Raw genomic sequence first — 24308 nt, 5'->3', positions numbered from 1 at the left:
TCCTTGCACAGACAGAAAATGGACAGCCGAGATTCCAGCTGTCCATTTTGATTTTGTAACAGAAATTGTTCTTACTGCAGATTTTCCAGATGAATACATTTTACCGGACAACCCTCTGCGCACTTGCCGCAGTTGGTACATTTTTCCGGATCAATGTGTGCGCAGTTGTTGTCTACGGTGATTGCGCCGAATTCACAAACTTTTTCGCACTTCTTACATCCGATACAGCCATTGGTGCAGACCTTACGGGTATCTGCGCCTTTGTCGTGGCTCATGCAGGTAACATATGTGGTCTGGCTTCTTGGAAGAATTTCCAGAATACCGTTTGGACAAGCCTTTGCACAAGCACCGCATCCGATACACAGATCTTCCTTTACCTTTGCAATATGATCGACAATCTGGATTGCATCATATTCACAGGCATTGACACAGTCGCCATAACCCAGGCAGGCAAAGTTACAGCTTGTTCTTCCGTTATAGAAGAGTTTTGCAGCCTGACAGGTTTTTGGACCATCATAATCCATGATGTATTCGGAAGTCTGAAGATGACCGCGGCATCTTACTACTGCACGTTTTGGCTCGATGGAACCAACCGATACGCCGAGGATCTCGCCAAGTTTTGCAGCAACAGCTGCACCACCGACTGGACAGAGGTTTGGCTCTGCTTCGCCAGCTGCCATTTTTGCGGCATACTCGTCACAACCTGCACATCCGCAGGCACCACAGTTTGCACCCGGCAGAACTTCTCTTAATTTTGTAACACGCTCATCCACTTCTACTGCAAAGAATTTGGATGCAACAGAAAGCAGAAGGCCTGCAATCAGACCTGCTCCGGTAACGATGGAGACAGGTACTAAAATGGTTTGTAACATAATTGCTTCGTCTCCTTTTCGTTATCTGAAGATACCGTCAGCAACGCTTGCAAATCCCATAAAGGACATGGAAACGATGGACGCTGCAACCAGAGTGATCGGAATACCCTGGAAGCTCTTTGGAAATTCTACGCTTTCCATCTTGCTTCTAACACCTGCAAAGAGAACCATTGCCAGCATAAAGCCAAGACCGCTTCCCAGTGCATTGACCAGAGACTCCAGGAAATTGTAGTGATTTTCAAGGTTGAGCAGAGTACATCCCAGTACTGCACAGTTTGTGGTGATCAAAGGCAGATAAACACCCAGTGCTTTATACAGCGATTTCATGTACTTTTTGAGGATAAACTCTACCATCTGTACCAGAGCTGCGATAACCAGAATGAATACGATGGTCTGGAGGTACTCCAGTCCGTTTGGTGCGAGCAGATAAGTATAAATTGGCCAGGTAACAGCGGTTGCCATCAGCATAACGAAGATAACCGCAGAACTCATACCTACTGCAGAGTCGAGCTTTTTGGATACGCCAAGGAACGGACAGCATCCAAGGAATTTTGCCAGTACCACGTTCTCAACCAGAACCGAGGTGACCAGAATGTACATCAAGTTTCTAAACAATTCCATTATTCACAGCCTCCCTTTCCGGCATTTGCGCAGCCAGCCGCATTTGGACAGGACTCACAGCCAAAGCTCTTTCTCTTAACAGCCTTGCCGTTGGAGAGCTTGTTGAGCAGAGCGATAACGCAGCCAAATACCAAAAATCCGCCAGGAGCCAGAACAAAGATGGAAATTGGCGAGAAGAGGTTTACGGTAATTGGCAGACCAAACCAGGTTCCGGAACCGAGGATCTCACGGATGGAGCCGATGATCAGCAGAGCGAAGGTAAAACCAATACCCATACCGATACCGTCCAGAGCAGATTTGAACACGCTGTTTTTGCTTGCAAACATCTCAGCACGGCCAAGAATGATACAGTTTACAACGATCAGCGGCAGGAAGATACCCAGTGCGCTGTAAACATCCGGCACATACGCCTGAAGCAGAGCGCTCAGCAGGGTTACAAAGCCTGCGATTACAACAATGTAGCAAGGGATACGGACTTTGTCCGGAATTACTTTCTTTAACAGGGAAATTACAATGTTTGAGCCAAGCAGTACGAAGGTTGCTGCCAGACCCATACCGATTGCATTCTTTGCCATGGTGGTAACAGCCAGGGTCGGACAGGTTCCCAGAACCAGAACCAGAACCGGGTTTTCCTTGATGATACCATTTGTCAGGATTTGCAGATTCGATTTTTCCATCTTCCCTACTCTCCTTTCACTGTTTCATAAACCTGGAATGCACTCTCGATTGCTCTCTTCATTGCATTGGAGGAGATGGTTGCTCCACCGATTGCCTCAAAGTTTTCCATCGAGCTGTCCATTCCTTCAAACTGGTTTACAAAGTCATCATTGGATACTTTGGAACCCAAGCCTGGGGTTTCGTTGTTTGCCAGCACCTTGATTCTTTCGATGGTGCCATCTTCTTTCAGACCAACCATTACTTTCAGCGGATCGCTGGAGTAACCTTTGGAGGTGATGGTTACAGTATAGCCAGCGCCATTTGCAGCCTTATATACTTCCTGTACACCTTCTGGGAATTCCCCTTCGATCTGTTCGAAGGAATCTGCTTCGGTCAAAACTTCTGCACGAGCAATCTCAGCTGTTTTGCGCTCATTTTCGTCAATGATTGGCTGAGTGATCTCGTGGCTTACAGACAACAGCGCGGTGATTACCAGACAGATGATGGCAAGCACCAGCGTTGGTTTTACAAATTCATTCATTGCGTTCATTACTGCTGCACACCTCCAAACGCCTTATTGCGAACCATGCGGTTGATGTGTGGGGTAACGATATTCATCAGAAGGATGGAATAGGATACACCTTCTGGATAGGAACCAAATACACGGATAACCATGGTGATCAGCGCACAGCCCAGACCAAAGATGATTTTGCCTTTTTCGGTGATTGGAGAGGTGGTGTAATCGGTTGCCATGAAGAATGCACCGATCATCAAACCGCCGCCCAGTACCTGATACATCGGGTCAACACCGAACAGCAGGGACAGAACGAACACACCGCCGATAAAGGAAAGTGGAATGGTGATGGTGATTACTTTACGCCAGATCAGATAGATGCCGCCGATAATCAGTGCAAGCGCACAGGTTTCACCCATACATCCGCCGCGGGTTCCAAGGAACATTTCCATCAGGGATGGGAGGTTTGCGGTTTCACCAGCTGCGATCTGAGCAAGTGGTGTTGCACCAAAAACGCCTTCTACTGCTTTGCCGTTTTCCACTGCAAGCCAGCTGGTCATTGGCTGAGAGAAAGAAAGCAGCAGGAAGATACGAGCTGCGATAGCAGGGTTTGCAAAGTTATTGCCGATGCCGCCAAACAGCTGTTTTACGATAACGATTGCAAAGAAGCAGCCAACAACTGCCATCCAGATTGGCAGCTGTACCGGCAGGTTGAAGGAAAGGATCACACCGGTGACTGCTGCACTCAGGTCAGAAATGGTGTTTTCTCTGCCCAGAACACGCTCGGTCGCATATTCAAACACGATGCAGGCCAGTACACACACTGCTGTCATCAAAATTGCACGAAAACCAAAGATCAGGGTGGCAGCGATCATTGCCGGAGCCAGTGCAATCAGCACATCCCTCATAATCGTGCTGGTCGTCGCACAGTCACGGATATGCGGCGAAGCGGATACGATCAATTTATTACTCAAAGCAACTCACCTCAAACTATTTTTTCGGAGCGATTAAACGCTTGGACAGTTTATTGACGACTACCAGCTGACGTTTTGCCGGACAAGCATAAGCGCAGCATCCGCACTCGATGCAAAGGTTTACCTTGAGCGCTTTGAGCTCATTGATGTCTTTCATCTTGAATGCGGTTTCGATCAGCGATGGCATCAATCTCATCGGGCAGGCACGAACACAGCGTCCGCAGCGGATACATGCAGTTTCCTCATAATGCGGAACATCTGCTTTTGCAAAAGCAAGCAGCGCGTTGTTGTTCTTTACCAGCGGGTAGTTTACGTCGTACAGCGGAGTACCCATCATTGGACCGCCCATCAGAAGTTTTGCAGGCTCTTCTTTGAAGCCGCCGCAGAACTCGACAATGTCCTTGAAGGTCGCACCGATTGGAGCTACCACGTTTTTCGGCTCTTTGATTGCCGAACCGTCAACGGTCAGTGTCTTGGTAATCAGCGGCATACCAGTGGTCAGGTATTCGCCGATGAATGCCATGGAAGTAACGTTGGAGATGATAACACCTGCCTGGAATGGCAGCTGACCTTCCTTGATTACCTTGCCGCAGGTCTCGTATGCAATGACTTTCTCAGCACCTTTTGGATACATTGCTTTGAGCGGAACTACCTCGATGGTTGGATCGTTTGCAGATTCCTGTCTGAGTTTCTCGATTGCCTGCGGCTTGTTGTCCTCAATGCCGATGTAGACCTTGTTGATCTCCATGTACTTCTGGACTGCCTTGATGCCCTTAAAGAGCATATCCGATTTGTCCAGCATGGTGCGCAAGTCGGTAGTGATGTAAGGCTCACATTCTGCCGCGTTGATTACCAGGGTATCAACTGCGTTGAGGTCCTTGAGGTTAAACTTAACATGAGCCGGGAAGCCCGCACCGCCAAGACCAACCAGGCCGGAACATTTGAGTGCTTCCAGGAAATCCTGGTAGTTGTTCACAACCGGTGGCTGCACCTCTTCGGAAATCTCCTGTTTGCCGTCCGTTGCAATTACGACTACCTGATCGACTGCACCGATGCTGGTTGTCATCGAAGTAATCGCTTCAACGGTACCGGACACGCTGGAATGAGTTCTTGCGCTCATGAACGCCTGCGAAGAACCAATGAGCTGTCCGACCTTTACGGTATCCCCCTTTTTTACCAGCGGATCGCAAGGCGCACCCATATGCATGTGCAAGGAGATATACACCTTGTCCGGAACCGGCATGACCTGTGGAACACAGTCATTTGTGTTCTTATGGTGTGGAACATGCACGCCCGGCAATGTCTTCTTACCATTGTTAGACACGATTTTAGCCCCCATTTCTATAATTTGCCTGTCATCCTTCCGAAAACAGGCGATATCAGTACCGCCCCATAAGCGATACTGTGTATCTTTATAATAATCCCTACTTCCTATGCTCGCGCAGCTGTGTGCGGTAACGCTTAGGAATATAGGGTATTATCCATACAAACAGCTTTCCTGTGATGATGCCCACCACAAGTCCGGTCACCAGCAGAACCGGAATATAATAATACAAAAATACACTGGTCAGATATCTTGCCAGAATCAACTGGCCAATATTATGAAAGATCGCTCCGATCACGCTGAGCGTGATGTAATGAAGCGAGTGTTTGCTCAAAAAATCCACAAGCACAATCGCTGTCACGGAAAAGATGCCGCCACTTAAACTGAGCATTCCTGCAACAAATCCGCGTGTCAGCACCACAAACACCGCCTTCATGACTGCCATGGTGTATCCTGCACGCTTGCCAAGGAAAAACAGACAATACATCGTCACCAGATTGGACAATCCAAGCCGCATTCCCGGCAGAAGTCCCGGAATGACCAGCATACTTTCCAGATAGGAAAAAGCCATCGCCAGTGCAAACAGCAGACCCATCAGGCTGACTTTTGACGCTTTCTGATCGATCATAACAGCCGACCGCCCTTTCCTTTAGCTTGCATATTGATAGGTGTACGAATGTTTGTTTTCGGTGTTTGGTTCAAAATTTCCTTTCAGTGAGGGAGAGCAATAAACCGTTCCTTCCTGGTCCACAATCACCAGCTGGTACTCTTCTTCCTGCATCTTTGCAAGAGCGGCTTCTTTTCCTTCGATAAACAACGCTGTGGACATACAGTCCGCAAGCAAACCATCTTCCGAAATGACCGATACCGACAACAGATCACTGTCAGCCGGATAACCGGTCCGTGGATCAATCACGTGATGATACCGTACGCCGTCCTGTTCAAACCATCGCTCATAGGTTCCGGTGGTAGCCATGGTCTTTCCTTCCAGCGAAATCGTTCCAAGATATTCCGATTCTTCCCCCTGCGGGTCGCGGATACCAAAACGATATGCGCTTCCATCCGGCTTTTCTCCCAGCACAATCAGGTTGCCTCCAATGGAAACATAGCCGCTGGTAATCTCATACTGCTGTGCGACTTCCCGTACAATCTCGCAGGCAGCACCCTTTGCAACCGCCCCCAAGTCAATCGCTTGACCTTCCCGACGGAGCATGACCTTGTTGCCGTCGATGAGGATATCCTGATAGTTTACCAACGCTTTCGCTTTGTCGATCTCCTGCTGAGAAGGAACCTTTGGATGATCGGAAGTAATCCCCCACAAAGTAGTCAGCGGCGCGATAGTGATGTCGAAAAGTCCATTCGACTGTTCCGCATATTGTTTGGAGCGCTCGATCAGCTCCAGACACTGGTCTGAAACCTCTATGTATTCTTTCCCTGCATTTTGGTTAATCTGGCTTACCTGGCTTTCCTCCAGATACATCGAACACATCTGCTCATATTCCCGAAGTCTGCGGCTGATTTCGTCCACAGCCTGCTGACCGTTTTTTCCATAAAGCTTTTGTTCAATCACGGTATCCATGATAAAATCCATCGAAACCGCCAGTTTCCGTTTTTGAGCCTGTGTATTTGCCACAATGATTACCGCACACAATACAGCAACCGATGCCAGAAGTAACAGGATCTTTTTTGCTTTCTGCCCCACACTGTACCTCCTAACAATATCTAACATATAGTTTACCTTAGTTCCCTAAATTTTTCAACCGGATTTATGCTCTTTTTCACAAAAAAACTGAATTTTTTTGCTTCAAACTTTGGCAATTCTTTAACATTGTAGTTCTGAAGTACAACTTTCATTGTCCATTGGGACAAAGTTGTCTGACTAATAACGATCTCTTCTCCCCTATCAACAAAAAAATTTCACCGTCATGTTTGTTTTTTGGATAAAAAAAGAGTATCTGAACAATTTGTTCAGATACTCTTTGTCTCTTACGATAAAATTTGCGATTAGTCTTCGCAATGGCAGCCACAATCGCCGCAGCCACAGTCGCAATCGTCTTCATCGTCAAACTCAAAAGTCAGAGTTTCGCCGCAGTTTGGACATTCGATTTCGCCTTTGTCCAGAACACTGCTGTCGATGCAGATTTCTTCATCGCAGTTTGGGCATTTTACTTCATAGATATCTTCGTCGCAGCAGCAGTCGCAGTCATCGTCGTCGCAGCAGCAATCGTCATCATCTTCGTCATCGCCATAGAACTCATCTTCAAGGGAGCTGAGATCCTCATCAATAGCCTCGACTTCTTCATAGAGTTCCGAGGTGCTGTCTTCCAGGTCGGATACTGTGAATGCCATGTCATCGAGAACATCGAGAACTGCCTTCATGATCTTACCCTGATTTGTTGTTTCATCAACGCCGATTCCTTCAACAAGACCTTTGAGGTATGCTACTTTTTCTGTTAAAGTCATTTTAAAATCCCCCTTAGAGTTTTTTATTGATAAGCAAACTTTTGTTGGTCGCTTATTTTAAAAATTATGCACGTTCCATGTACTCGCCGGTACGGGTATCAACGCGGATCATTTCGCCTTCATTGATGAAGATCGGAACGCGGATTTCTGCGCCGGTTTCCAGAACAGCTGGTTTGGTTACGTTGGTAGCTGTATCGCCTCTTACACCTGGCTCGGTCTGGGTTACCAGCAGCTCAACAAAGTTTGGAGCTTCGGAACCGAAAATGGAACCTTTGTAAGAAAGGATTTTAACTACCATGTTTTCTTTTACGAATTTGAATGCTTCACCGAGTTTGCTTCTGTCGATCGGAACTGTCTCGTAGGATTCCTGATCCATGAAGTAGTACAGATCACCATCGTTGTAGAGGTATTCCATATCTTTTCTTTCGATGAATGCGGTTGGGAACTTATCGGTTGGGTTGAAAGTTTTTTCAACAACAGCGCCGGAGATTACGTTTCTGATCTTGGTTCTTACAAACGCAGCACCTTTACCTGGTTTTACGTGCTGGAACTCGATGATCTGGAAAACGTTACCGTCCATATCAAATGTTACGCCATTTCTGAAATCGCCTGCTGTAATCATAAAGATCCTCCATTTTGATGCATTTTTGCACCATCCGCCCAGATGCAACTTATTTTTTGTCCCGTAATCAATAACCAGCGGATCGGGACAGAATCGTCCAGACTCTGTTTTAAAAATCACTTCCGGACTTGAAGGCCTGACCAGATCGGACACGACCTTTGTATTAGAAGTCCGTCAGAAAACCCCTGTCAAACTTCGATACTATAATTTTACCGTACTATTGTACTTTTTTCAAGTCTTTTCTCCTACTGTCACAAACTTTTATTGTTTTTATGATAAAAGTTCATACATTGCCCGTACGCCCAGCAGATAGCTGTTCTTGCCGAATCCGCAGATCTGTCCGACACATACCGGTGCGATCACCGATTCGTGGCGGAATGGCTCTCTCGCGTGGATGTTGGACATGTGTACCTCTACACAAGGCTTTTTGACCGAGGAAATCGCATCGCGGAGCGCGTAGCTGTAATGGGTATAGGCACCAGCATTGATTACGATGCCATCATAGCCTTCCAGCGCTTCGTGAATTTTATCGATCAGAGCACCTTCGTGGTTGCTCTGGAAAATGTCACACTCCATCCCAAGGCTGTGCACACAGTCCCGGATCTCTTCGTTGATGGTTTCCAGCGTATCCTTACCGTAAGTTCCCGGTTCACGGATTCCGGTCAGGTTAATATTTGGTCCATGCAGTACCAGTATCTTCTTCATAACGCATTTCCCCCTAATCCTGTTCTTTCTGCCTGCAATATATCTGCTTCATGGTCAGGGCATCCTCTGCCTGTGTTCCTGCCGACTCACAGATGATGGTCGGACTTGCATTTTTGCGGACAATCATTTCCGCCACCGGTTCAAACTGTGGACCGTAAACGGTATCAGCAAAGGTCAGGTGACACTTTTCTCCACCCTTGAGCGTGTACTCAATCTTAGAAAAATGGGAATGGAACTGACTCATTCTGGAAGTACCCAGCTTGTCCTCCATCTTGTCGAACACTTCTTTGACCGCCTCAAAGCTGTTAAGTTTCCCGAAGGTTCGGGCGTTGAGATGCCCAAAATCGATGCAGGGAATAAGTCTTTCATCAATAAGACACAGCTCCAGCACCTCTTCCAGCGTTCCCAGCTGATTTACCTTGCCCATTGTTTCCGGGCACAGATGAATATGTCCAAGATTCTGCTCATCCATTGCCTGATAAGCTCTTTTCAAGGTATCCTTTGCCAGTTCCAGCGCTTCTTCCCTGCTGATCTTGGAACAGGAACCCGAGTGAACTACCACGCGCTGCGCTCCCATTGCATCGGCTGCTCTGGCGCTTTGCAGAATGTATTCTATGCTGCCGTCCCGCTTTTCCTTCTCAATGCTGGAAAGGGAGATATAGTACGGGGAGTGCAGGGAAAGCGCTACCGAGTATTCTCTGGCCTTTTGACCAAATTCCCGGGCAGCTTCTTCGCTGATTCTTACCCCGCGGCCACACTGATATTCATAGGCATCCAGTCCCATCCTGACAATATATTCCGGCACCTGAATGGTCTTTTTATAGCCCATTGCCGCAAAGCTTTCCGAATTTCCGGCAGGTCCAAATTTTGCTCCCATCAGCTTTCTCCCCTATTCCTTGTCCAGATGAATGATGCTGTCTGCTGTTTTTTTCGGGCAGATATAAAACAGGAATCGCTCCAATGCACGCTTGATGCGGAAAAAGAACATTTTCTCCTTTTGGATTGGGCTGACCAGAACTGTTTTGCATCCAGCGCAGTTTCCGCCCAGAATATCGGTAAACAGCTGGTCACCGACCATGCAAAGCTGCTCACACGGGATATTAAGTGCCTGTGCACAGCGCTGATATCCCTTTTTAAGGGGTTTTGCCCCGTTGGAGATATAGTCAAGCCCCAAAATTTTTGCAAAAGGCTCCACACGCTCCGGCTTGTTGTTGGAAAGCACAATCATTGCGATCCCTTCCCTGCGGTTTTGTTCCAGCCACGCGCTCACTCCCGCATCGGGGATTGGATTGTCGTGGGTGGTCAGCGTATTATCGATATCCAGAATCAGTCCTTTGACTCCCCAGCTTTTGAGCAGCTGCGGTGTGATCTGATAGACACGCTGTGCCATCGCGTACGGATAGAAGTAGTTCATCATCCAAGCTCCTTTTTGTGAGATAGCAACAATCCCTATAAGACTATCTTTAACAAGACTATCTTTATAAGATAAGAAAAAGCGAGCCAATCGGCTCGCTTTTATTCTCATCAACAGGTCTTACATTTTTGTAAAACTGTCCTTGCCCGAAATGGTCACATTCGGGAATGTGCATTCGCAGCCTGAAAACGACTTGCCGAATGGGTTACTCTAAACAAAATCAGAGATTATCTGAATTTGCGTTTACGAGCAGCTTCGGATTTCTTTTTGCGTTTAACAGACGGCTTTTCATAATGCTCTCTTTTACGAACTTCGTTGAGAACGCCAGCGCGTGCGCACTGTCTCTTAAATCTTCTCAGAGCACTATCCAAAGACTCGTTATCTTTAACACGAATTTCTGCCATTTCTTATCCCTCCTTACGCCATTGGGCAGGAGTATTCAAGTCTCTTCTACCATCTCAGCGTACTATGTGTTTTTCCACATCCACACGATAAGGCACTGTTTTGCATTGCCCCTGGATAGGAGAAACTTGTAACAACAAAGATTATACTATATTCTGGGAGTGAATGTCAAGTCTTTTTTTACACTCCCGCAGTCAATCTTTTATTTTTGCTTACTTTGCTACGATATTGACCAGTTTTCCTGGAACGACGATCTCTTTTACGATAGTCTTTCCTTCCAGAATTGCTGCGATAGTCGCATCTACTTTTGCAATTTCCAAGAGCTGTTCCTTGGAAGCATCCGCAGGAACGTCCATTCTTGCTTTGATCTTGCCGCAGATCTGAACTGCAATCTCAACAGTAGCGTCAACACATTTTGCTTCATCGTATGCAGGCCAGCTCTGCTGATTGAGCATGCCGCCGAAGTTCTGTGCTTCCCAGATTTCCTCTGTGATGTGAGGAGCAAATGGGTTGAGCAGGATCAGGAAGGTTTTGAGCTCTTTGCGGCTGATGGTCTTGTGGTCAGAAATGTCGTTAATCAGTGCCATCAGGGTTGCGATAGCAGTATTAAACTTCATTTCTTCGATATCTTCGCCAACCTTCTTGATTGCTTTATGGAATGCGCTTTCCAGCTTGTCGGAATATTCTTCGCTGTCGTTGAGGATATCCTGCAGTGCCCATACACGATCAAGGAAACGTTTACATCCCTTGATGGAAGAGGTGGACCATGGAGCGCTCTTTTCAAAGTCGCCGATAAACATCTCGTACAGACGCATGGTATCTGCGCCGTATTCTTTTACGATATCGTCTGGGTTTACAACGTTGCCGCGGGATTTACTCATCTTCTCGCCGTTTTCACCCAGAATCATGCCATGGCTGGTACGTTTTGCGTATGGTTCCGGATTGCTGACTACGCCCAGATCATACAGGAACTTATGCCAGAAACGGGAGTAGAGCAGATGCAGGGTGGTGTGTTCCATACCGCCGTTATACCAGTCAACCGGGCACCAGTAATCCAGTGCTTCTTTGGATGCCAAGCACTCATCGTTGTGCGGATCGCAGTAACGCAGGAAGTACCAGGAGGAACCTGCCCACTGTGGCATAGTATCGGTTTCACGGGTTGCTGGGCCGCCGCAGTGCGGACAGGTGGTATTAACCCAATCAGTCATCTTGGACAGTGGGGACTGACCATCATCGGTCTGCTCAAAGGATTCACATTCTGGCAGTTTGAGCGGCAGTTCGCTCTCTGGCAGCGGAACCCATCCACATTTTTCACAGTAAACCATTGGGATTGGTTCTCCCCAGTAACGCTGACGGGAGAATACCCAGTCACGCAGTTTGTAGTTTACCTTTGGATGACCTTTTCCGGTTTCTTCCAAGTATGCAGTGATCTTCTTCTTTGCTTCCTCAACAGACAGTCCATCCAGAATACCGGAGTTAACCATAATACCGGTTGCACAGTCAGTGAATGCTTCTTCCTCTACATTGCCGCCTTTAACAACCTCAATGATTGGAAGGTTAAATTTCTTTGCAAATTCCCAGTCACGGGTATCGTGAGCTGGTACAGCCATGATAGCACCAGTTCCGTAAGACATCAGGACATAGTCAGAAACAAAGATCGGGATATTTTTGCCGTTAACCGGGTTAATACCCTCAACGCCCTGAATGCGGACACCGGTTTTTTCTTTTACCATTTCGGTACGCTCAAAGTCGGACTTCTTTGCAGACTCCTCTTTGTAAGCGTTGATTTCGTCCATGTTGGAGATGCGCTCTGCCCATTTATCCAGATATGGATGCTCTGGGGAGATAACCATGTAAGTAGCACCGTACAGCGTGTCTGGACGGGTAGTATAGATCATCAGTTTGTCGCCGGCTGTGGTATCAAATTCAACCTCAACACCGGTGGAACGACCGATCCAGTTTCTCTGAGAAGTCTTAACACGTTCAATGTAGTCTACTTTATCCAGATCATCCAGCAGTCTCTGTGCGTATTCGGTGATCTTGAGCATCCACTGGCTCTTTACTTTGTGAACAACTTCGCCGCCGCAGCGTTCGCACACACCGTTTACAACTTCTTCGTTTGCCAGAACAACCTTACAGGAAGTACACCAGTTAACCGACATTTCCTTTTTGTAAGCAAGGCCTTTTTTGTAAAGCTGGAGGAAAATCCACTGGGTCCATTTGTAATAGCTTGGATCGGTGGTGTTGATCTCGCGATCCCAGTCAAAGGAAAGTCCCAGAGATTTGAGCTGCTGCTTAAATCTTGCTACGTTGTTTTTGGTAACAATTTCCGGATGGATGTGGTTTTTGATCGCAAAGTTTTCGGTTGGCAGACCAAAAGCATCCCAGCCCATCGGATACAGAACATTGTAGCCCTGCATACGGCGTTTTCTTGCAATGATATCCAGTGCGGTGTAGGAACGCGGATGACCTACATGCAGACCCTGTCCGGATGGATAAGGGAACTCAACCAATGCATAATATTTTGGTTTGGTATAGTCGTTGGTTGCAGCAAAGGTATGGTTTTCGTCCCATTTTTGCTGCCATTTTGCCTCAATTTGGCTAAAATCGTACTTCAAGGCTCATTCCTCCATTATTTTCGATCTTGCAAAAAGATCTGTCACAGGAAATTTCTGCAAAGATTTCCCAAATATAATACTACACCGCAAAGCGCTGTATGATACAGCGCTTTGCGGGAATACGGCATTAGTCCTTTGTCAGGATGTCGCTGATATCCACCTGTGGTGCATCACACCACAGACGTTCCAGATTATAAAAGTTTCTGGATTCTTCCAGGAAAACATGAACCATTACATCATAGTAGTCCATCAGAATCCACTGTGCGCTCTGGCGGCCTTCCACACGGTTCGGTTCAAAGCCCAGTTTGGTCATCTCTTCTTCGACTTCATCAGCCAGAGATTTTACCTGTGTGGTGCTGGTCGCGGACGCAATTACAAAGTAATCTCCCAGGCTGGACAGATTTTTGATCTCGACAAGCTTGATATCCTTGCCTTTTTTCTTGTCCAGTACCTTGACGATTGTCTTTGCCTGTTCTAAGGATGTCATTCTCTTCTCTCCTTTATTATAAAAGCTGTGTTGTTCTGTTTTAGTATCTCTTCTTTATCCCCTGTTAGAGAAGGAGAAGCCACTGTCCGAAGAGCTGGAAGAGGAACTGCTTGTTTTGGAACTGGAAGAAGAACTGCTGGTCTTGGAGCTTGATGAAGACTTCTCTTCTTTATCCGAAGACTCATTCTGAGACTCTTCTTCTGCTTCCTGCTGTGCCTTTTCCTGGTTGGACTTGGAAAGAATTACTGTCTGGCCATTTTCGTTGGTGGTTACATTACCGGATGGTTTGGAGGATTCTTCCTCTTTTTTCTCCTCTTCCTGTACCTGCTGATAGATGTAAACTACGTTTCCATCCTCGTCATAGTCGTAGATTGGATCGCCGTTTTCATCCAGACGGTAAAGTGGGTTTCCATTTTTATCATACTGATACTGTGGAGTAAAGTCTTCTTCACTCGACTGGGTCTGCTGGTCATTTTGAGACTGGCTGCCCTGCTGGGTGCTGTCCTGAGTCCACTGTGACTGGCTGCCCTGAGTATTGCTGTTCCAGTTGCCCGAACTGCTGGAACTGGAAGAGCTGGACGAACCACCGTAGATATTTGGAATATTCAGATCCTCTGCGGTAACACTGTTGCCCTGTGTCATGAAATGTTCATTCATAACGTCCACAAGAGCCTGCTCGTCCACTGCATAAACGGAATAGGAATAATACATGGTTCCGTTGCCCGGTACAACATGCATTTCGATATCATCGGTATCCACTTCGAACAGAGCGCTTGCTACTGAAATCATCTTGTTCAGCGGCATATCGGTATCGATATCATCGTAATGTCCCATCAGAATCGGCAGGCTCTTCATTCTGCCCAGTTCATGTACACGATCGATGCAGGCAAAGATAAACTGTGTCTGTGCATCAATTCTTCCAAGGTCTCCGTTTGCATAACCGGCACGATAACGGATAATCCATTCTGCCTGTTCACCGTTTAAGGTCTGTTCGCCCGGATAAAGAACTTTTCCTGGCAGGTAGTTAATCTGCTCCTCGATATTCATGGTAACGCCGCCCATATCATCCACGATATCGCGGACACTTGCAAGGTCGATGGTCGCATAATAATCGATATTCAGTTTCCAGTTTTCTTCCAGATAGCTCTTGAGCGTTTCGATTCCGCTCATACCCTCGTATGGATGTCCATAAATTGCATTGACCTTACCGGTCGGGAATTCAGAACCGACAAAGGTATCTCGTGGAATACGCAGAATATCCACTTCACCGGTTTTGGTGTTAAACAGTGCATACATGATAACGTCGGTCAACTTCTGGGTATTATCGACACCGCAGCACAAAACCGAAATGGTGTCTTCCTCCAGCGGCTTGATGTCATCTTCGGACAGATCTTCCGGATCAATGGTTTCTTCCGAAGTGTCGTCCCCTGCCTTCAGGGTTGTCTTGTGGCTGTTAAAACCTCTCGAATAGCCCGCTGCATAGGATACGGCAATGCATGCAATCAAACAGACGGCAGCCAAAACCGCAGCAGCAATTTTCTTTTTTACACTCAAAACTTTTGCCCCCAAACAATGCTAGCAATCTTGTGACTGGAATTTTCCTGTGCAAAATCCAATCATCTTAAGCTCTCCGGTCCGTTTCTTCCCGAAGATACTCGTTGTATGCCTGGCAGGTATCGATGCACAACGGCAATCGTTTTTCTGCCTGGTTTCTTACCGCAAAGATCAGTGCCTCACGCATTCCTTCGTGCAAAGAGTGCAGTACCACCTGACGCATCCGCTCTGCGTCCGGATAATCTCTCTCCTTACTTGTCAGGTCTGCAAGATAGACAATCTGTTCCAGTTTGCTCATCCCTGCGCGGCCGATAGTATGATAGCGCACCGCGTTGATGATCTCCTCGTCCTCGATCTCCAAAACCTGCTGGATATATTCCGCACCGGCAAATCCATGCCAGACTGGCGGCTGTGTGAGCAGGTTATCGTCCAAAATTATAGCAGACTTTTCCATCCATTGCAACTGTTCATTCTGCGGCATATTTTTGCAGATATCGTGAAGGATTGCCGCAACATAGGCTTTGTGCTCATCCTCCCCATACCGTTTTGCCAAAAACACTGCCTGTTCGGCCACATTCAGCGAGTGTTCAAAGCGTTTTGGCTTTAAAAGCGGGCGGATGATCTCTACATAGTCTTTCTCGTTTTTTTCCATTTTATCCTGTCCTTTGTATAATCCGTGATGCAGGATATACTCCTCCACCTTCGGATCGATAAATCCCCGGCACGATTCTCCCTTTTTTACCTTCTCCCGAATCTGGGTGGAAGAAACACGGAATACCGGAAAATCAAATACCATCGTCTTTCCAAATTCGGACAGCTCCCTGCTGCAGGCATAAAGTGCCTGCAGCTCTCCGTCGGTGCGCGCCGCAGTACAAAGGATGGCATTTTTTAAAATTTCCTGCCAGTCCTTCCATTTTCGGAAGGTAAGAAACATGTCGCTTCCAACCAGAAGAAAAAGCTGTGCATCCAAAAATTCCTTTTTCAGTTCATGCACTGTATCCACCGTAAAACTTTTGCCTTCACGGCGAATTTCCATATCGCTGACTGTGACACCTTCCATTCCCTCAAAGGCAATGCGGCACATGGCAAGCCGATCGTCGGAATCTGCAAGATCAGGTGCTGCTTTGTGCGGCGGGGTCTTGGTGGGAATGACCAGCATTCTGGAAAGCCCCAGCTGCTCCATATAATGCTTTGCAAGGCGGACATGTCCGTTGTGTACCGGGTTAAAGGTTCCACCGAAAATTCCTATTTTTTCCATCGTTCCACCCTGTTCTCTTTCCTCCTGTAACAGGAATTGTGTTACAGAATGATTTTTGGGTCCTTTTTGTTCTTACGGTAAAGCACGAAGCGGGTACCGATTACCTGTACTACTTCCGAATCGGTCTGCTCTGCCAGCTGCTGTGCAATCTCTCTTGCAAAACCAGGAGCGGTCTCCAGAACGCGCATTTTAATCAGTTCTCTTGCGCGCAGAGCGTCGTCTACCTGTTTTACGAGCTGTTCGCCGATGCCGCCCTTTCCTACCTGAAGGATGGTCTCCAGCGGATTTGCCAGTGTTCTGAGTTTTGCTCTTTCCTTGCTTGTCAACATACTTTGTTTCCTTTCTTTTTAAACGGTGAAGTCTTTCTTATTTCTCCATCTCGTTTCTTTCTTTTAATTTCTGATACAATTTTTCCAGCGCTTTTCCGCGATGGCTTACCTTATCCTTTGCTTCCCCGTCAAGTTCAGCAAAGCTCTTATCCCCGACATAAAAGATCGGGTCATAACCAAATCCTCCGTCTCCTGCTGGTTTGTGTCCAATGGTTCCTTCGCACACGCCTTCACAGTCGAGGATCTCGTCTTTGGAAAGCACACAGGTAATGTGTGCCACAAAGCGTGCAGTTCGTTTTTCTTCTGCAACGCCATTTAAGCTTTCGATAATGCGGCGATTCTTTTCTTCATACGGAGTATCTTCTCCATAGTATCTTGCCGAGTAGACACCCGGCTCGCCGTTCATCGCATCGATGCACAATCCCGAGTCGTCCGCTACAGTTGGCAGTCCTGTCGCCTCATAGACTGCCATTGCTTTGATGCGGGCATTTTCTGCAAAGGTGGTTCCATTTTCTTCCGGAGAAACATGAACTCCCGCCTGTTTTTGGGTCATCACTTCGATGCCGAGCGGCTCCAGAATGCGGGCAAACTCCCGCACCTTTCCTTCGTTGTTGGTCGCAAGAACCAGTTTCATCTAGTCTTCCTCCCCGTTCTTCGGTTTATCGGTTCCTTCAAACAGAGCTTCGACAAACTCTCTGGAATCAAACGGCTTGAGGTCATCGATCTGCTCACCGACACCGATATATTTAATCGGGATATTGAGCTCTTCCTTAATGCCGATCACCACGCCGCCGCGTGCGGTTCCATCCAGTTTGGTCAGGATGATACCGGTAAGGCCTGCTGCTTCTTTAAAGAGTTTTGCCTGATTGAGTGCATTCTGACCTGTGGTCGCATCCAGCACCAACAGAACCTCTTTTGCACAGCCCGGCGCTTCCCTGTCGATAACACGGGAGATCTTTGCAAGTTCGTCCATCAGATTTTTCTTGTTGTGCAGTCTGCCTGCGGTATCACAGATAACAACATCACAGCCGCGTGCCTTGCCTGCATTGACTGCATCGAAAACAACTGCTGCCGGGTCAGAGCCTTCATCGTGTTTTACCAGTTCGACCTGTGCACGATCTGCCCAGATCTGAAGCTGATCAATCGCTGCCGCACGGAAGGTATCAGCTGCAGCAAGCAGCACCTTTTTGCCGTCCTGGCGCAGATTGTTTGCCAGCTTTCCGATGGTTGTGGTCTTGCCGACACCGTTTACACCGATAACCAGCAGAACGCTTGGTTTGGTGCTCAGATTGAGCGCTTCATCGCCGGAAAGCATCTCCGAGATGATCTCTTTAAGCGCTCCCTTTACCTCAGAAGCATCGGTCAGACCTTTTTCCTTTACCTTTTTGCGAAGGTTCTCACAGATATGGGAAGAAGTGACCGCACCCACATCCGCCATAATCAGGTTTTCTTCCAGTTCCTCAAAAAATTCTTCATCGATTTTGGTAAAGGAATTTAACAGGGCATCCACCTTTCCCATCATCGAATCTCTTGTCTTTTTTAACCCTTCGGCAATCTTGTTAAAAAATCCCATACTCCAGCCTCCTTAAACTTTATGATGATTTCATTCCCAATCGGCTTTCCACCTGGCTGATATCCAGCTCCAAAAGCTTGGATACCCCCTTCTCCTGCATGGTGACGCCGTACATGATGTCGGCTTCCTCCATGGTTCCTCTTCGGTGGGTGATTGCGATAAACTGTGTGTGGTCGGAAAGATTTTTTAAATAGCGCGCATATCGGCTGACATTGACCTCGTCCAGAGCCGCCTCAATCTCATCCAACATACAAAACGGCGATGGGCGCACCTTTAAAATCGCAAAATAAATGGCAATTGCCACAAACGCCTTTTCTCCGCCCGACAGAGAAGAAAGGTTTTTGATAATCTTGCCTGGCGGCTGAACATTGATGTCGATGCCCGATTCCAGAATGTTGTCCGGGTCAGTCAGGGTAAGACTTGCCTTGCCGCCCAAGAACAGCTCCTCAAATATCTTCTGGAAATTCTGATTAATCTTCTCAAAGCTTTCGGCAAACAGCTGCTTCATCTGAGAGGTCAACTCCCGAATCAGGCTCATCAGCTCGGTACGGGACTTTTCGACGTCGTCGCACTGCTTCTTCAAAAACTCATAGCGTTCGGATACTTCTTTGTATTCCTCAATCGCCGCTACATTAACAGAACCCAGTGCCCGAATCTTGTTTTTCAGCTCGGTCAGACGATTCTGGGCTGTGGTTTCATCCTCGATCTCCACTGCCTGTGCCAGTGCATCAGAACGGGTCATGTTGTATTCATCCCAGAGCTTTGCGATGATCTTGTCATATTCGTTCTGGAGCAGGATCTTGCGTTCCTCACAGCGTGACATCTGTGCCGCTGCCCGCTCACGCTTTGCAATGTGTTCTTTTTCCTCGTTGCGCAAAGTGGAAAGCTGCTGTTCAGCGGTATTGCGTTTTTCTATCGCCTGCTCAATCTTTTGGTTTTCCTGCTCAATGCTGTCGGAAAGCTCCTGCTTGCTCTGTTTGAGCTGCTCAATCTTTCTTTCAAGCAGTCTGCCGTTATTCTGCAAAGCATTTACCTTGTCGACAAGGATCTGAACATGGCTGTCTTGCTGGCGAACAATGCCTTCAAGCTGTTCTTTGGTACTGCAAAGCGACTCTACATCCTTTTGCAGTCCCAGAATCTCAAAACGCAGCGCATTATGCTGTTCATGCAGAATTTGCTTTGCATCGTTTAATCGGTCAAGCGATTCCTTTGTCTTGTCCAGCTTCTCTTTAAGAGCAGAAAGTTCCTCGCTCACCTGATCTATCAAGCTGTCCGCACTCTGGCTCATATTTTTCAGCTGTTCGAGCTTCTGTGTTACCTCACGGTATTCCTTCTGCATCTCATCGCGGTTGTGGATTGCTTCTTCCACGCTGAGGGAAAGTCGTTTTTCTTCCGCAGAGTAGGTAATGTGGTCCTGCTGGCAGGTGGTAAGTTCTGCCTGAGCTGCAGTCAGCTGTGCCTGAGTCTGGGAAAGTGCTTCCTGCGATTGCCGAAGCTTTGGCTCCAGTGCTGCAAGTTTTTCCCGCAGCTTTTCTGCCTGATTGTTTAAAGAATGGATCTCTTCTTTTCGAGAGAGCAATCCGGTATTTTTGGATGCCGAACCACCGGTCATCGAACCGCCGGCATTGACCAGCTGTCCGTCTAGTGTAACGACGCGAAATCGGTAGGAGTAACGCCGTGCGATCTGCACCGCAGCGTCAATATCCCTTGCCACCGCAATTCTACCCAGAAGATTCTGGGCAATATTCTGATAGCGGCGGTCAAATCCGACCAAGTCGACCGCTCTGGCAACAAAGCCGTCCATCTGTTCGATTCCATCAGCATTTAGTTCCTGTGGCTTGATGACATCCAGCGGCAGGAAGGTTGCTCTGCCCGCCTTGGTATATTTTAAGTGGTTGATTGCATTTTTCGCAGCATCTTCGTTTTCGGTGACGATGTTCTGCAGGCTGTTTCCCAGCACAGTTTCGATGGCAAGTGCATAATCGGCAGAAACCGAAAGCAGCTGCGATACCGTACCAATAATGCCCGAGAGCCGTCCCTGATGGCTCAGCTGAAGCACGCTCTTAACGCTGCTGTAATAGCCGTCCATGCTCTTTTCCATATCGGACAGGATGCCCGACCGGTGTTCGATCTCTCGGATCTGGTCCTGAAATGCACGACAGTTTTCCTCGATCTCCTGCTTTGCACTTTGCTGGCGGGTAAACTTCATTTTGTATCCGGCAATGGTGTTGTGAAGCGATTCTTCCCGCTCCTTGATGTCCGAAAGCAGCTCCTGACATTCCTTTAATTCCTGCTGCAAAGCAGTGATGCTATCATCCCGCTCGCTCTGTACACCCTGAAGCGATTCCTTTCTGCGGGTGGTCTCTTCAATCAATGCAGAGGAGGATACCCGGTTTAACTTCTGCTTAGTGATATCCTGCTCATAAGCGGTGCGCTGACCTTTGAGCCGCGCAAGCTCGGTGTTAAGCGAGGTGATTTCCTCATCAATCGAGACAATCTCCTGTTTTGCCTGCTCTTCTTCCTGCATCTTTTTCTGCAGAAGGAGCTGCTTTTCGTCTAATTCTTTCTGGTTATCCTTTAATCTGTTTTTGGTTTCATCCTTGTTTTCGGTGTAGGATAAAATCTCAGCGTGAGTTTCTTCAATTGATTTTTCGTTGTGAGAAAGGTCATTCTGTGCGACAGCGATCTGAGAATCGCAGGAGGACTGTTCCGATTTCATCTGTGAAATCATCCTCTGACTCTGCTCGATCTGAAGTACACAGCTTTGTACCTGTTCAAATCCCTGCTGAATTCGGTGCTGATATTCTTCCAGCACCGCCTGAATGTCAGCGCAGTTATTTTTTGCAATCAGGTATTCCTTCTCATGCTCTTCCAAGAGCGCACGGGATTTTTCCATGGTGTGCGCCCAGATAGAAACTTCCAGTGTCTTTTTCTCACCGGAAAGCGTCAGGAAGCGGTTTGCCTTTTCAGATTGTTCCCGCAAAGGCTCCACGCGGCTTTCCAGTTCCCCCATGATGTCCTTTAAGCGAAGAAGATTTTCATAAGCACTGTCGAGCTTTTTCTCTGCCTCTGCTTTGCGGTAACGGTATTTGCTGATTCCTGCCGCTTCCTCAAAGATTTCCCGGCGCTGATTGCTCTTTGCCGATACAATCTCCTCGATGCGTCCCTGTCCGATGATGGAGTAACCATCCCTGCCAAGTCCTGTATCCATCAGAAGCTCGGTGATATCCTTTAAACGCACCGCTGTCTTGTTGATGCGGTACTCACTTTCTCCCGAACGGTAAAGTTTGCGGGTGATCGTGACGTCATCTGCATCCACTGCAAGCTGTCGGTCTGTATTATCAATGGTCAGAGAAACACTGGCAAAACCGGTCGGTTTTCGGTTGTGTGTTCCCAAGAAGATTACATCTTCCATCTTCTCTCCGCGCAGGTTACGGGTGGACTGCTCGCCGAGCACCCAGCGCACTGCATCGGAAATATTACTTTTGCCGCTGCCGTTTGGACCGACAACAGCGGTCATCCCTCTTCCAAAAACAAGTTCTGTCTTGTCGGGGAAGGACTTAAATCCTTGAATCTGTAAGGATTTTAACTGCACCTGCTCACTTCTCCCCTCGTTGACTTTTCTGATTTATTTTTTAAACGTTCTATCGAATCGGTGTCCCAATCTTTTTATCTAATCTCCACTGCGGGGCCTTTCCGTCATCGCCCCAATATTCATCGATCCTGCTGATTTTCTCTCCCTGCATGTGCACAAAGGATACCACATGAAAGGACGCTTCCTTCCCGTTTTGGGCAAGGTCTTTTTCCCAGACACGCGCTGCCAGAATCCAGCCATCCTGCATTGGGGTTAAAATTTCAATCTCCCCGTCCCAGCTTCCGGGATACTCGCAGTTTGCACGGATAAATTCCTCTGCGGTAAAACATTCATTTGTGTTGTGCCACAGCACCTTTGCATCCTTAGCAAAATAATTTTTTAGTTTTTGCGCATCCTGTTTTACAACATCCCGAAAATAAGCGGTGATCTCCATTTGATTTTCCCCCTGTTATCTCATCATACCGACTCCACCCTCACGCAGAAAGCTTCGAGTGAATCATCGGGTTTTATCTTGATGGGGTTTCGCTGTTTGAGGTAATTTAGATTGCATCGGTTCTGCCCTGCCATCTTGGAAAGTTCCTTGGGATTTACATAGATGGTAAGCGGTGTTTTTTCCGGAAACTGATCGATCTGCAAAAGTGCTTTCTTTAAGTAAATCCTGCCCTCACACAGTTCCCGGAATGCCGGATGATACGGTCCTGCAAGGTATCCCTGCTCGAGCGACTCCTGTGCATGCAGTCCCAGACGGATAACCTGAATATCCTGTTCCTCAAAAAATTCGAGGAGGTCGCTGCACAGCTTTACACTGTCTTCCAGACTCATTGGCTGATAGAGCCCCTGCTGATAAAAGACAGCAAGGTCGGTCCCTTCCAGTGTGATGGTCGGATAGATGCGCACCGTTTTGGGATGCAGGGCGGCAATCGCTTTTGCGGTATCAACGTCGTCCTGCCATGTGCTTTGGTAAAGCCCTGTCATCATCTGCAAACCCAGTTCGATCTGAAAATCCCGAATCAACCCTGCGGCCCTCACCACATCCTGTGCGGTGTGACCTCGTTTGTTTGACAGAAGTACCCGGTCATTCATGCTCTGAACACCAAGTTCGATGGCGTTAACGTGATATTCCTTTAAGATAGTCAGAATCTCTTCGTTAATGGCATCCGGTCTGGTGGAAATGCGGATTCCTGCAAAGCCGTCTTCTCCAACAAAAGATTTTGCCGCTTCCAGCAGAGAAAGCATATATCCGCGCTCAATAGCGGTAAAGCTGCCGCCAAAAAAGGCAAGTTGGGTATCGTGAAGTTTTCCCTTCCGAAGCTCGGCAGCTTTTTGGCAAACTTCTTTTACCTGCTGCGGGGTCGGGGCCTGTTCTGCACCCGAAATCTTTCTCTGGTTGCAGAAGCTGCACTGATTAGGGCAGCCGACATGCGGCACAAAAATCGAAACGTTGGCATGTTTTATCCTGCCTTTTTTTTCAGCAGGAACTATCCTCGATTCTGCCATGGTTTTGCTTATCTTCCCATCAGTTCAAGGGCTTCTTTTGCAGCCATCTGTTCTGCATTTTTCTTGCTTCTGCCCTCTCCCTTGCCGATAACGTTGCTGTTGAGCATTACATCAACAACAAAGCGTTTGTCATGGTCAGGGCCCTTTTCCCCAACCAGTTTATATACCAGTTTTTCCTCCGGATTCTGCTGGATAATCTCCTGAAGGATGGTCTTGTAATCCTTAAAGGAAAGGCTGTCCTCGTGTTCGAGCATCTCGGTGACAAACGGTAGGACAAAAGCGCGTGCGCTTTCGATGCCGCTGTCTAAGTAAATTGCTGCGATCAGTGCTTCAAAAGCATCTGCAATGATGGATGGGCGGGTTCTTCCGCCGGTCATCTCCTCGCCGCGTCCTAGGCGCAGATATTCTCCCAGATGGATTTTGTTTGCCATTACATCAAGTGATTTTTCACAGACAATAGCTGCGCGCAGTTTGGTCAGTTCTCCTTCTGGAACGGTGTAGTTATTAAACAGATAGTCCGATACAATGATGGACAATACTGCATCACCCAAAAATTCCTGACGTTCGTTGTACTTTAACTGATGTTTCACCTCGTTTGCGTAGGAAGAGTGGGTCAGTGCGACTTCCAAAAAAACCGGATTGTGAAACTTGTAACCGATTGTATCCTGCAGCTGCTGGATGGATTTTGTCATTTCCTCAATTCCTCTCATTCTTTGTTTGATTCCTTAAAATTCCGGGCATATCTCAAAAATTACCGCAAACTATTTACAGTCATTTTTCAAAAACGCCCGCGCAATACTCCGGAAAAGGAGGACGTCCCCCTTTTCCG

At 47.5% G+C, this 24308-nt stretch carries 25 protein-coding genes; all 25 read right to left on the bottom strand.

Annotated elements, in window-relative coordinates; genetic code table 11:
- Positions 1-71: 71 nt before the first annotated feature.
- Positions 72-872: an RnfABCDGE type electron transport complex subunit B gene (locus BQ5375_RS09630; protein WP_022132742.1), complete on the bottom strand. Its 801-nt coding sequence runs from the start codon at positions 870-872 to the stop codon at positions 72-74.
- Between the two features lie 21 nt (positions 873-893).
- A complete protein-coding gene (locus BQ5375_RS09625) occupies positions 894-1493 on the bottom strand; it encodes an electron transport complex protein RnfA (protein ID WP_076917780.1) in 600 nt (199 codons plus the stop codon).
- Entirely contained in the window at positions 1493-2170 is a 678-nt protein-coding gene (gene rsxE / locus BQ5375_RS09620) for an electron transport complex subunit RsxE (RefSeq protein ID WP_022132740.1), read from the bottom strand. The genes BQ5375_RS09625 and rsxE overlap by 1 nt, the downstream gene beginning before the upstream one ends.
- A gap of 5 nt (positions 2171-2175) precedes the next feature.
- A complete protein-coding gene (locus BQ5375_RS09615) occupies positions 2176-2700 on the bottom strand; it encodes an RnfABCDGE type electron transport complex subunit G (protein ID WP_022132739.1) in 525 nt (174 codons plus the stop codon).
- A complete protein-coding gene (locus tag BQ5375_RS09610; RefSeq protein ID WP_022132738.1) occupies positions 2700-3638 on the bottom strand; it encodes an RnfABCDGE type electron transport complex subunit D in 939 nt (312 codons plus the stop codon). The genes BQ5375_RS09615 and BQ5375_RS09610 overlap by 1 nt, the downstream gene beginning before the upstream one ends.
- 16 nt (positions 3639-3654) lie before the next feature.
- The gene (gene rsxC, locus BQ5375_RS09605) at positions 3655-4962 is read right to left on the bottom strand and encodes an electron transport complex subunit RsxC (RefSeq protein ID WP_022132737.1); all 1308 of its coding nucleotides are present in this window, start codon (positions 4960-4962) and stop codon (positions 3655-3657) included.
- A 100-nt stretch (positions 4963-5062) separates the two neighbouring features.
- Positions 5063-5590: a Gx transporter family protein gene (locus tag BQ5375_RS09600; RefSeq protein ID WP_022132736.1), complete on the bottom strand. Its 528-nt coding sequence runs from the start codon at positions 5588-5590 to the stop codon at positions 5063-5065.
- A 21-nt stretch (positions 5591-5611) separates the two neighbouring features.
- The gene (locus BQ5375_RS09595) at positions 5612-6664 is read right to left on the bottom strand and encodes an FAD:protein FMN transferase (protein WP_076917778.1); all 1053 of its coding nucleotides are present in this window, start codon (positions 6662-6664) and stop codon (positions 5612-5614) included.
- A 302-nt stretch (positions 6665-6966) separates the two neighbouring features.
- Positions 6967-7425 (bottom strand): CD1247 N-terminal domain-containing protein, encoded by a 459-nt coding sequence (locus BQ5375_RS09590; protein ID WP_022132735.1) that lies wholly within the window; start codon positions 7423-7425, stop codon positions 6967-6969.
- A gap of 64 nt (positions 7426-7489) precedes the next feature.
- Positions 7490-8047, bottom strand: a complete 558-nt coding sequence (efp, locus tag BQ5375_RS09585; protein WP_022132734.1) for an elongation factor P — start codon at positions 8045-8047, stop codon at positions 7490-7492.
- Between the two features lie 270 nt (positions 8048-8317).
- A complete protein-coding gene (gene aroQ / locus BQ5375_RS09580) occupies positions 8318-8752 on the bottom strand; it encodes a type II 3-dehydroquinate dehydratase (protein ID WP_022132733.1) in 435 nt (144 codons plus the stop codon).
- A 13-nt stretch (positions 8753-8765) separates the two neighbouring features.
- Positions 8766-9629, bottom strand: a complete 864-nt coding sequence (locus BQ5375_RS09575) for a TIM barrel protein (RefSeq protein WP_022132732.1) — start codon at positions 9627-9629, stop codon at positions 8766-8768.
- 12 nt (positions 9630-9641) lie between these two features.
- Positions 9642-10166 carry a YqeG family HAD IIIA-type phosphatase gene (locus tag BQ5375_RS09570; RefSeq protein ID WP_022132731.1) on the bottom strand — a complete coding sequence of 175 codons (525 nt, stop codon included), beginning with the start codon at positions 10164-10166 and terminating at the stop codon, positions 9642-9644.
- A gap of 227 nt (positions 10167-10393) precedes the next feature.
- Positions 10394-10570 (bottom strand): 30S ribosomal protein S21, encoded by a 177-nt coding sequence (gene rpsU / locus BQ5375_RS09565; protein ID WP_022132730.1) that lies wholly within the window; start codon positions 10568-10570, stop codon positions 10394-10396.
- Positions 10571-10780: 210 nt separating this feature from the next.
- A complete protein-coding gene (gene leuS, locus BQ5375_RS09560; RefSeq protein ID WP_076917776.1) occupies positions 10781-13186 on the bottom strand; it encodes a leucine--tRNA ligase in 2406 nt (801 codons plus the stop codon).
- Between the two features lie 127 nt (positions 13187-13313).
- Positions 13314-13673, bottom strand: coding sequence for a ribosome silencing factor (rsfS, locus tag BQ5375_RS09555; protein WP_076917775.1), 360 nt, complete (start codon positions 13671-13673; stop codon positions 13314-13316).
- A gap of 54 nt (positions 13674-13727) precedes the next feature.
- Positions 13728-15227, bottom strand: coding sequence for an LCP family protein (locus tag BQ5375_RS09550; RefSeq protein WP_076917774.1), 1500 nt, complete (start codon positions 15225-15227; stop codon positions 13728-13730).
- A 67-nt stretch (positions 15228-15294) separates the two neighbouring features.
- Positions 15295-16485, bottom strand: coding sequence for a nicotinate (nicotinamide) nucleotide adenylyltransferase (nadD, locus tag BQ5375_RS09545; RefSeq protein WP_076917773.1), 1191 nt, complete (start codon positions 16483-16485; stop codon positions 15295-15297).
- Positions 16486-16526: 41 nt separating this feature from the next.
- Complete coding sequence (yhbY, locus tag BQ5375_RS09540) at positions 16527-16814, bottom strand: ribosome assembly RNA-binding protein YhbY (protein ID WP_076917772.1); 288 nt, start codon at positions 16812-16814, stop codon at positions 16527-16529.
- Between the two features lie 37 nt (positions 16815-16851).
- On the bottom strand, positions 16852-17448 hold the full coding sequence (gene rdgB, locus BQ5375_RS09535; protein ID WP_022132725.1) for an RdgB/HAM1 family non-canonical purine NTP pyrophosphatase: 597 nt from the start codon (positions 17446-17448) through the stop codon (positions 16852-16854).
- On the bottom strand, positions 17449-18387 hold the full coding sequence (gene ftsY / locus BQ5375_RS09530; RefSeq protein ID WP_076917771.1) for a signal recognition particle-docking protein FtsY: 939 nt from the start codon (positions 18385-18387) through the stop codon (positions 17449-17451).
- Between the two features lie 19 nt (positions 18388-18406).
- The gene (gene smc, locus BQ5375_RS09525; protein WP_076917770.1) at positions 18407-21982 is read right to left on the bottom strand and encodes a chromosome segregation protein SMC; all 3576 of its coding nucleotides are present in this window, start codon (positions 21980-21982) and stop codon (positions 18407-18409) included.
- Between the two features lie 49 nt (positions 21983-22031).
- The gene (locus BQ5375_RS09520; protein ID WP_022132252.1) at positions 22032-22415 is read right to left on the bottom strand and encodes a nuclear transport factor 2 family protein; all 384 of its coding nucleotides are present in this window, start codon (positions 22413-22415) and stop codon (positions 22032-22034) included.
- A 23-nt stretch (positions 22416-22438) separates the two neighbouring features.
- The gene (locus BQ5375_RS09515; RefSeq protein WP_235849993.1) at positions 22439-23479 is read right to left on the bottom strand and encodes an elongator complex protein 3; all 1041 of its coding nucleotides are present in this window, start codon (positions 23477-23479) and stop codon (positions 22439-22441) included.
- 8 nt (positions 23480-23487) lie between these two features.
- The gene (rnc, locus tag BQ5375_RS09510) at positions 23488-24171 is read right to left on the bottom strand and encodes a ribonuclease III (RefSeq protein WP_143529464.1); all 684 of its coding nucleotides are present in this window, start codon (positions 24169-24171) and stop codon (positions 23488-23490) included.
- Positions 24172-24308 lie beyond the last annotated feature (137 nt).

The sequence above is a fragment of the Negativibacillus massiliensis genome, from assembly GCF_900148495.1.
In the GTDB taxonomy this organism is placed as follows: domain Bacteria; phylum Bacillota; class Clostridia; order Oscillospirales; family Ruminococcaceae; genus Negativibacillus; species Negativibacillus massiliensis.
The sequence above is the reverse complement of the archived record's forward strand: the minus strand, read 5'-3'. Positions and strand labels throughout refer to the sequence as shown.

What these genes read in the sequence shown, in the direction of transcription:
- BQ5375_RS09575 (WP_022132732.1), bottom strand. Translation starts at nt 9,629, where the DNA reads ATGGGAGCAAAATTTGGACCTGCCGGAAATTCGGAAAGCTTTGCGGCA.
- rnc (WP_143529464.1), bottom strand. Translation starts at nt 24,171, where the DNA reads ATGACAAAATCCATCCAGCAGCTGCAGGATACAATCGGTTACAAGTTT.
- ftsY (WP_076917771.1), bottom strand. Translation starts at nt 18,387, where the DNA reads ATGGGATTTTTTAACAAGATTGCCGAAGGGTTAAAAAAGACAAGAGAT.
- BQ5375_RS09630 (WP_022132742.1), bottom strand. Translation starts at nt 872, where the DNA reads ATGTTACAAACCATTTTAGTACCTGTCTCCATCGTTACCGGAGCAGGT.
- nadD (WP_076917773.1), bottom strand. Translation starts at nt 16,485, where the DNA reads ATGGAAAAAATAGGAATTTTCGGTGGAACCTTTAACCCGGTACACAAC.
- rsxE (WP_022132740.1), bottom strand. Translation starts at nt 2,170, where the DNA reads ATGGAAAAATCGAATCTGCAAATCCTGACAAATGGTATCATCAAGGAA.
- efp (WP_022132734.1), bottom strand. Translation starts at nt 8,047, where the DNA reads ATGATTACAGCAGGCGATTTCAGAAATGGCGTAACATTTGATATGGAC.
- BQ5375_RS09520 (WP_022132252.1), bottom strand. Translation starts at nt 22,415, where the DNA reads ATGGAGATCACCGCTTATTTTCGGGATGTTGTAAAACAGGATGCGCAA.
- BQ5375_RS09600 (WP_022132736.1), bottom strand. Translation starts at nt 5,590, where the DNA reads ATGATCGATCAGAAAGCGTCAAAAGTCAGCCTGATGGGTCTGCTGTTT.
- rsfS (WP_076917775.1), bottom strand. Translation starts at nt 13,673, where the DNA reads ATGACATCCTTAGAACAGGCAAAGACAATCGTCAAGGTACTGGACAAG.
- rdgB (WP_022132725.1), bottom strand. Translation starts at nt 17,448, where the DNA reads ATGAAACTGGTTCTTGCGACCAACAACGAAGGAAAGGTGCGGGAGTTT.
- BQ5375_RS09625 (WP_076917780.1), bottom strand. Translation starts at nt 1,493, where the DNA reads ATGGAATTGTTTAGAAACTTGATGTACATTCTGGTCACCTCGGTTCTG.
- BQ5375_RS09570 (WP_022132731.1), bottom strand. Translation starts at nt 10,166, where the DNA reads ATGAACTACTTCTATCCGTACGCGATGGCACAGCGTGTCTATCAGATC.
- BQ5375_RS09615 (WP_022132739.1), bottom strand. Translation starts at nt 2,700, where the DNA reads ATGAACGCAATGAATGAATTTGTAAAACCAACGCTGGTGCTTGCCATC.
- BQ5375_RS09590 (WP_022132735.1), bottom strand. Translation starts at nt 7,425, where the DNA reads ATGACTTTAACAGAAAAAGTAGCATACCTCAAAGGTCTTGTTGAAGGA.
- yhbY (WP_076917772.1), bottom strand. Translation starts at nt 16,814, where the DNA reads ATGTTGACAAGCAAGGAAAGAGCAAAACTCAGAACACTGGCAAATCCG.
- aroQ (WP_022132733.1), bottom strand. Translation starts at nt 8,752, where the DNA reads ATGAAGAAGATACTGGTACTGCATGGACCAAATATTAACCTGACCGGA.
- rpsU (WP_022132730.1), bottom strand. Translation starts at nt 10,570, where the DNA reads ATGGCAGAAATTCGTGTTAAAGATAACGAGTCTTTGGATAGTGCTCTG.
- BQ5375_RS09515 (WP_235849993.1), bottom strand. Translation starts at nt 23,479, where the DNA reads ATGGCAGAATCGAGGATAGTTCCTGCTGAAAAAAAAGGCAGGATAAAA.